8 protein-coding genes are annotated in these 7,679 nt (G+C 70.5%); all 8 read left to right on the forward strand.

What is annotated here, in order from left to right:
* The first annotated feature begins 467 nt into the window (after positions 1–467).
* Positions 468–1,739 (forward strand): LVIVD repeat-containing protein, encoded by a 1,272-nt coding sequence (locus tag VF665_RS18295; RefSeq protein WP_331054894.1) that lies wholly within the window; start codon positions 468–470, stop codon positions 1,737–1,739.
* 107 nt (positions 1,740–1,846) lie between these two features.
* Complete coding sequence (locus tag VF665_RS18300; protein WP_331054895.1) at positions 1,847–2,464, forward strand: ATP-dependent Clp protease proteolytic subunit; 618 nt, start codon at positions 1,847–1,849, stop codon at positions 2,462–2,464.
* Between the two features lie 82 nt (positions 2,465–2,546).
* Positions 2,547–3,047 (forward strand): hypothetical protein, encoded by a 501-nt coding sequence (locus VF665_RS18305; protein WP_331054896.1) that lies wholly within the window; start codon positions 2,547–2,549, stop codon positions 3,045–3,047.
* Positions 3,034–3,804 carry a hypothetical protein gene (locus VF665_RS18310; protein ID WP_331054897.1) on the forward strand — a complete coding sequence of 257 codons (771 nt, stop codon included), beginning with the start codon at positions 3,034–3,036 and terminating at the stop codon, positions 3,802–3,804. The genes VF665_RS18305 and VF665_RS18310 overlap by 14 nt, the downstream gene beginning before the upstream one ends.
* A gap of 348 nt (positions 3,805–4,152) precedes the next feature.
* Positions 4,153–4,572, forward strand: a complete 420-nt coding sequence (locus VF665_RS18315; protein ID WP_331054898.1) for a hypothetical protein — start codon at positions 4,153–4,155, stop codon at positions 4,570–4,572.
* Positions 4,573–4,657: 85 nt separating this feature from the next.
* Entirely contained in the window at positions 4,658–5,521 is an 864-nt protein-coding gene (locus VF665_RS18320; RefSeq protein ID WP_331054899.1) for a hypothetical protein, read from the forward strand.
* Positions 5,518–7,266, forward strand: a complete 1,749-nt coding sequence (gene polX, locus VF665_RS18325) for a DNA polymerase/3'-5' exonuclease PolX (protein ID WP_331054900.1) — start codon at positions 5,518–5,520, stop codon at positions 7,264–7,266. Before VF665_RS18320 ends, polX begins: the two co-directional genes overlap by 4 nt.
* Positions 7,235–7,679 (forward strand): endonuclease III (locus tag VF665_RS18330; protein ID WP_331054901.1); only part of this gene is annotated, 445 nt, incomplete at its 3' end. The genes polX and VF665_RS18330, both read left to right, overlap by 32 nt.

Here is a 7,679-nt window from a genome sequence, read left to right on the forward strand (position 1 = left end):
GGTATCCTGCCGCCCACCTCGGCGCCGGGGCGTCATTCTGAAGGAGCGTGCGCCGCGCTTTCCCCGGCACCGCGTTCATGCGCGACTGAAGAATCCCGGACCGAAGCATCCGCGGCGCCGCAGACCGGCGTGGCGTGCTCCACCCTCTCCCGCGGCACCCGCCGCGTCCGAGCGCGGCGCGCAACCGGGCGTGCATCGGACACGTTGGCGCGGGATTCTTCGGTCGGCGCCAGAGTATGGTGTGACGGATGGTGCGGCGTGGCGCCTCCCTCAGAATGACGCTCGAAGTCCGAGCCACTCGACGGGTGCCGGTGCGGCTGATGTGACGAATCCGATGCGCCAAGTGCCAAGTCGCGCCGCGCCGCGCGAAATCCGTTTCGGTTCTGCGTCAAGGAATCGCGCGCCTGATCGTTGCATCCCGTCGTCCGTCTTCGCCACGCCGTCTCCCGCGCACCCCGGCCGCACCCATGCGAAACCCTGCCCTGACCCTTTCGTGCGCCGCCGCGGCGCTGCTCGCCATCGCTCCCGCGGAGGCGCAGCGCCGCCCGCGCCCCAGTAGCGCGGGGAGCGTCACCGTGGTGCAGGACGCCGATCCCGCGAAGTATCCCGCCCGCTTCGAGGTGGTGGGCCGCGGGCCCGTGACGCACATGAAGTCCACCGAGCTGTGGGCGTTCCGCGGCGTGAACGGGCGCGACTACGTCTACACGGGTACGAACGGAAGCTGCGCCCGCTGCGTGGGAAGCACGCTCTTCATCTGGGACGTCAGCGACCCCGCGGCGCCCGTGATGACGGATTCGGTGATGGTGGACGCGGGCGCCATCAGCGACGTCGCCGTCAACCAGGCGGGAACGCTGGCGGTGCTGGGGCGGCGCGGCGCCAGCAGCCGGCGCAACGGCGTCGTGTTTCTGGATCTCACGGATCCCGCCCATCCGCGCCCCGCCGGGCAGTACTGGGAGTCGCTGGGCGCCGGGGTGGAGGCCGTGTGGCTGGACGGCAACCGGCTGTACGCCTCGGACCTGGGCACGGGGGAACTGGCGGTGCTGGACGTCACCAACCCCCGGGACGCGCGGGTGATCGGGCGGTGGGGCGCGCCGGTGGGCGACAACGTGGAGCCCGGCAGCCGCTTTCTGGCCGACGTGCAGGTACGGGACGGGCTGGCGTACCTGGCGTACTGGAACGACGGCTTTGTTGTGCTGGACGTGGGGAGCGGTGTGGCCGGCGGCACTCCCAATCGGCCGCGCGTGGTGTCACAGACGCGGTATCAGACGGAGTACATCCGCCAGCGCTACGGCAACACCAACGCGGTCTTCCCCTACACCACCCGCGCGGGGCAGAAGTACGTGTTCGTGGGCGACGCCATCGTGCCGCCGGGCGCGGACCCGGCGCGGCCCATGGAGATCGGCGGGCGGCTGCACGTGTTCGACGTCACCCGGCCGGAGTCGCCGCGCGAGGTGGCGTGGTACGACGTGCCGGGGCGCGGCATCAACCGCTTCTGGGCCGCGGACGACCGGCTGTACATCGCCACCAACAACGGCGGGCTGCGCGCGCTGGACCTGTCCGCCGCGCTCCCCGCGCGGCTGCGCGACGGGGAACTGGCGGTGCTCCCCACGCGCGACGAGCGCTCGGCCGTGCCCGAACTCTCCGTCACCTGGGCGGCCATGGCGCACAACGGTCTGGTTTTCGCGACGGACGTGCACTCGGGACTGTGGGTGACGCGCCTGCTTCCCGCCGCGCCCTGAACGCGCGGCGGAACCGGCGCCCGCCCTTTCGCCACGCGCGCGCGACCGCTACCATGCCGCCGCAGGGACGCGCGTCCGCGACACGCCAAACGTTACGGGGATCCGGGATGAGGAATCAGGACGACGATCAGGACGAGAACGAGCCGGAGCAGGAAACCCCTTCGGAGCGGCCCAACGCGCTCACCGAAGGAATCCGCGAGCGGCTGTTCAAGTCGCGCACGCTCATCATCAGCGGCGGGATCGACCAGCAGCTGGTCAGCAATATCATCGGGCAGCTGCTGGCCATGTCGGCGGACAGCGACAAGCCCATCAACCTGTTCGTCAACTCGCAGGGCGGGCACGTGGAGTCGGGCGACACCATCCACGACGTCATCCGCTTCATCAAGCCCACGGTGCGCATGATCGGCACCGGGTGGGTGGCCAGCGCGGGCGCGCTGATCTTTGTGGCGGCGCCGCTGGAGCAGCGCTTCTGTCTGCCCAACACGCGCTTTCTGCTGCACCAGCCCGCGGGCGGCGCGGGCGGCACCGCGGCCGACATCGCCATCGAAGCCGCGGAAATCGTCAAGATGCGCGAGCGCATCAACAAGATCTTTGCGCGCGAGACCGGGCAGCCGCTGGAGCGCATTGAAAAGGACACGCACCGCAACTTCTGGCTTTCGGCCGAGCAGGCGGTGGAGTACGGGCTGGTCAAGCGCATCGTCAGCAGCGTGGACGAGCTGGACTAGGCCGCGCACGCCTCATGATCCATCCAGGGCGCGGTCCGGGTTTCCGGGCCGCGCCTTTGCGCACCCTCCCTCCGCACCGTCCGTGACCGTTCTCACTCCCGCGCGCCGGGCCTGGCTGGACCGCGCCCTGCTCGGTGCCGCCGTCGCCGTTCCCCTGCTCACCGCCATGGCCGCGCTCGGCGTGGACGGGCGCGACGGCAAGGTGTTTCTGGCGCTCTACACGGCGCCGTGCTTCCTGGCGTTCTTTCTCTGGCTGCGCCTGCGGCTGCGCGACCCCGGCGCGCACGGGCGCGGCCCGCTGGCCATGGACCTTGCGGCCGTCGCGGCGAGCGCGCTGCGGGTCACGGGGCCGGCGGTGCCTTGGTCGGGGCACATGGTGTTCTACGTGTACAGCGCGCTCACCACGCGCTCGCTGCCGTATCGCCTGCTCGTGCTGGCGCTCGCCGGGTCCGCGACGTGGTTCAAGCTGGCGGTGTGGAACGACGCGCGGTCGTGGGGGCTGGGGCTGGTGCTGGGCCTGTTTCTGGCCGCGCGGCGCACGGTTCTGCACCGCGAGCGCAGTTCGGGCGATGACGTTCGCTGAGTTCGAGCGCCGCGCGTGGGAGATGTTCGCCACCATTCCCGCGGACCTGCGCGGCGGGGTGGAGGAGGTAGCCGTGCTGCGCGACACAGTGCCGCATCCGGAGCTTCCGGGCGTGTATACGATGGGCGAGTGCGCCACGGGCGAGCTGGACGTGGTGGATGACGGACTGCTGCAGCCCGCGCGCTCGGAGGTGCGCCTCTTTTACGGATCGTTCCGCGCGCTGGCGGATGGGGATGAGGAGTTCGACTGGGAAGGCGAGTTGTGGGAGACGCTGACCCACGAAATCCGCCACCACCGTGAGTCCGCCGCGGACGAGGACGCGCTGGAGGACTACGACTACGCCGCGGACGAAAACTTCAAGCGGCGCGACGGGCTGCCCTTTGACCCGTTCTTTTACCGCGGCGGCGAGCCGCTGGAGGAGTTCGCGTGGGAGGTGGATGAGGACGTCTTCGTAGAGGTGGCCGTCGATCCGCGCGCGCTGGATGCGGAGCGGGGGATCGAGGCGGTGATCGCGGGCGAGCGCGTGGTGCTTCCCGTGCCGGACGAAGTCGGGGACGTGTGCTTTCTGTACCTGGACGGGTATGATGAGGGAGGTCGGCGCGACGTGGCGGTGGTGCTCGTGCGGCGGATCGGGTTCTGGGAATCGCTGCGCTCCCTGTTCACCCGCGCCGATCCCGCCGTCACCGAGTGGACCGTCGCCCCCGGCGACTGGTTCCGCCCCGGCGATGCGGGTGGAGGTGCCGGCGTAATCCGTTGAGGCACAACAACTTGTCATTCTGAGGGGGTGCCGGAGGCACCTGCCCGTGCACCGGCTCTGGCGCCGACGAAGGCTCTGCCATGCCCGTGAGAACGGGCGTGCTTGTCGCGACATTGGCTCGGCGGCAGGTAGATCCTTCGACTCCGCGCCACAATGCGACGCGGCGGATAAGTCGGTGCGGCGCTCCGCTCAGGATGACAGGTATCGCGCGTAACCGGCTGCTGTGCAATCAGTTGTCATCCCCGGCGAGCGCGGTGCCGTGCTCTCGGCCCCATCGCCGCCATGACAGGAACCGCCGGCGTTCCCCGACGTGCGACTCCCTTCATCAACCATCTCCCAGGACTCATGATGCGCCTTTTGCTTTCACTCGACCGGGTTCGGACGTGCGTGGCCGTGGTCGCGCTCGGGGTCGTGCTGCTCGCGCCGGCGGGGGCGCAGGCGCAGCGGCGCGTGCCTCTGCTGCTCCCTGCGCGCGACAGCAGTGCCGCGCAGCCCTCGCTCCACGTCCAGTTCGGCGCACAGCCCACGCCCTCCGAAAGGCTCGCGCAGCGCGGCCCGGTGTGGGGCACGAGCGGCGATCTCAGCTTCATGGCCCTGGGCGCAGCGATCCTGTACGGCGCCTACCGGCTCAAGGAAAGCGACCACCCGTTCCTCGCCGCGTACACCGGCATCATCGGCGGGCTCTCGTTCTTCGTGGGCTTCACCGACCTCATCGACACCCACCGCTATCCAGCCCCCGCGCCGCGCGACACCGCCGCCGCGTGGTGAGGTCCGTTGCTGGCGGGAGGGCCGCGCGCCCCGGTAAGTTGCCCGGGTGAAGCGTTTCGCGAATCTGGATAGAGGGAGTGCGCGCGTGGCGGATGAAGCGAAGAAGGTGGGGGAGGGGGCCCCGGGGCCGGCGCGGCTGACGCCGTACGAACTGGCGTTTCTGCAGGGCGACTTTGAGACGCGCGTGTTTCCCGCCATCGACGCGGAAGCCGCCGAGCGCGGCGACGACCCGGCGCAGCGCGAGCGCTTCACCTTTCTGGGCCAGGCGGGCGACGCCATCCGCGACATCATCCCGGAGGACGCGCCCGCGGAAATGCTGGATGAATACCGCGCCCTCTTCTATCACGCGTTCAACTTCTGGCGCGCCGGCCGGCGGACGTACGTGCTGGACGCGCCCGTCGCGCGCTACCTGGTGGAGTCGTCCCCGCGGCTGGCGGAGTGGGCGTTCCGAGCGCCCGAACCGGCGTTCTACCTGCAGCTTCCCGCCAACCTGTTCTGGGCCAGCATTCACCCGGAACTGCCGCCGGAGCCGGTGGACGGCTTCTTTGTCACCCTCTCCGACAAGCGGGACGCGCGCGGGCAGTCCTTTGTCGACCTGCAGGGGCTGATGGTGCTCGGCATCCACCGCAACCGGCCGGGCTTCAGCGTGATCCCCTTTGATGCGGAGGTGGGCGCCGGCATTCCCGCGGTGTGGGCGGAGCCGGGGCGCGAGGAGGGGCGCGACTTTGAAAACGTGCTCCCTGGCGGCGAGATGGCCGGGCTGTACTCCATCCTCACCACCAGCGAGGCGCTCAAGCTGATCGCCCTCGCCGCGTGGTACATCGGCGAAAACCCGGGCGACGTGAATCTGGAGCCCGCCTCGGAGCGCCGCGCCACGGATCGTCCGGATTCCGTGCCGCTGTCGCGCATGGACTTTCTGCGCGTGCGCTTCGGCGCGCCCGCCGCATGACGGCGCGCGAAGCCGGCGCGGTGCTGGCCGAAATCGCCATGCTGCTGGAGGTGGTGGGCGGCAACCCGTTCCGCGCCAAGGCGTTCAGCACCGCCGCCCGCTCGCTGGAGACCTCCGCCGCCGACCTCCCCGCGCTGGCCGCACAGGGACGCCTGCGCACCCTGCCCAACGTGGGCGAAGGGATCGCCTCCGTGCTGGAGGAACTGCTGGCCAACGGCACGTCGGCCATGCTGGAGGAACTGCGGGCGCAGACGCCGGTGGGGCTGTATGACATGATGCGGATCAAGGGGCTGGGGGCCAAGCGCATCCGCACGCTCTACGCCGATCTGGGGATCGACAGCCTGGACGCGCTGGAGCAGGCGGCATCGGTGGGGCGCATCGCCACGCTCCCCGGGTTCGGCCCCAAGACGGAGCAGAAGATCCTGGAAGGCGTCGCCTTTGCGCGCTCGCTGCGCGGCCGGCGCCGCTACTACCAGGCGGTGGAATCCGCGTCCGGGCTGCTGGACTTGGTGGAGGCGCTCCCCGGCGTCATTCGCGTGAGCGCCGCGGGGCAGATCCGCCGCCGGCTGGAGGTGGTGGACTGCCTGGACCTGGTGGCCGCGTCGGAAGATCCGGTGAGCGTCCTCGCCGCCTTTCGCGCCATCCAGGGCACTGAAACCCCCGACGCCTCCGCCGCCGACGCGCCCGCCGAGGTGCGCCTGGCGGACGGCCTGCTCGCGCGCCTGGCCTGCGTGCCGCCCGAGCGCTTCGGCGCCGCGCTGGTGTGGGAAACGGGAAGCGCCGAACACCTCGCGCAGCTCGCAGCGGTCGGGGAGAAAAAGAAGCTGCGCTTTGGTGCGGACGGGCTGTTCCGGGGCAAGAAGGCCGTCGCGACCCCGGACGAGGAGGCGGTGTACAAGGCGCTCGGGCTGGCGTGGGTCGCGCCGGAACTGCGCGAGGGATGGGGCGAGGTGGAGGCCGCCGCCGCGGGCACCCTGCCGGCCTTGGTGGAGGCGGAGGACCTGCGCGGCACCTTTCACTGCCACACCACGTACTCCGACGGCCGCGCCACCCTGGCCGAGATGGCGGAGGGCGCCCGCGAGCGCGGCTGGATTTACCTGGGCATCGCCGACCACTCGCAGTCCGCCGGGTACGCCGGCGGCCTGTCGCCCGCCGCCGTCCGCAAGCAGCACCGCGAGATCGACGCGTGGAACGCGGAGCACGGAGGCCGCGGCAAGAAGCGCTTTCGCCTGTTCAAGGGCGTGGAAAGCGACATCCTGGCCGACGGGCGTCTGGACTACGACGACGACGTGCTCGCCGGCTTCGACTACGTGGTGGGCAGCGTGCACTCCGGCTTTCAGATGCCGGAGCGCGAAATGACAGACCGGCTCATCCGCGCCGTGTCGCACCCCCGCATCACCATTCTGGGCCACGCCACCGGCCGCCTGCTGCTCAAGCGCGACGGCTACGCGGTGGACGTGCGCGCGGTGATTGACGCGGCGGCGGAAAACGGGGTGTGCGTGGAGATCAACGCCGATCCCAACCGGCTGGACGTGGACTGGCGCAACGCGCGGTATGCGGCGGAAAAGGGAGTGCTGGTCCCCATCAACCCCGACGCGCACTCCGTGGGCGCGCTGGGGAACGTGATGTTCGGGGTGAACGTGGCGCGCAAGGCGTGGATCGCCGCGCCGCAGGTGTTGAACACGTGGGAGCTGGACCGCCTGGAGAACTGGTTTGCCGAGAGAAAGCAGAAAAGCGCGCCGTGAACGCCTGTCCGCCATCCTGGCCGAACTGGCGGTGCTGTACCCGGACAGCCGGTGCTCGCTGGATTACCAGGATGAACTGCAACTCGTGGTGGCCACGGTGCTCAGCGCGCAGTGCACCGACGCGGCGGTGAACCGCGCCACCCCCGCGCTATTCGCCCGCTTTCGAACCGCGGCGGACTATGCGGCGGCGTCGCAGGACGAGATGGAAGAGCACCTCAGGACGCTCAACTTCTTTCGCAACAAGGCAAAATCGCTCATCGGGCTGGGGCGCGCGCTGCAGGAGCGGCACGGCGGCGTGGTGCCGGCGGACCTGGACGCGCTCACCGCGCTGCCCGGCGTGGGGAGAAAGACGGCCAACGTGGTGCTGGGCGTGGGCTTTGGCATGGCGGAGGGGGTGGTGGTGGACACGCACG

The organism is Longimicrobium sp., assembly GCF_036387355.1.
Taxonomy (GTDB): Bacteria; Gemmatimonadota; Gemmatimonadetes; order Longimicrobiales; family Longimicrobiaceae; genus Longimicrobium.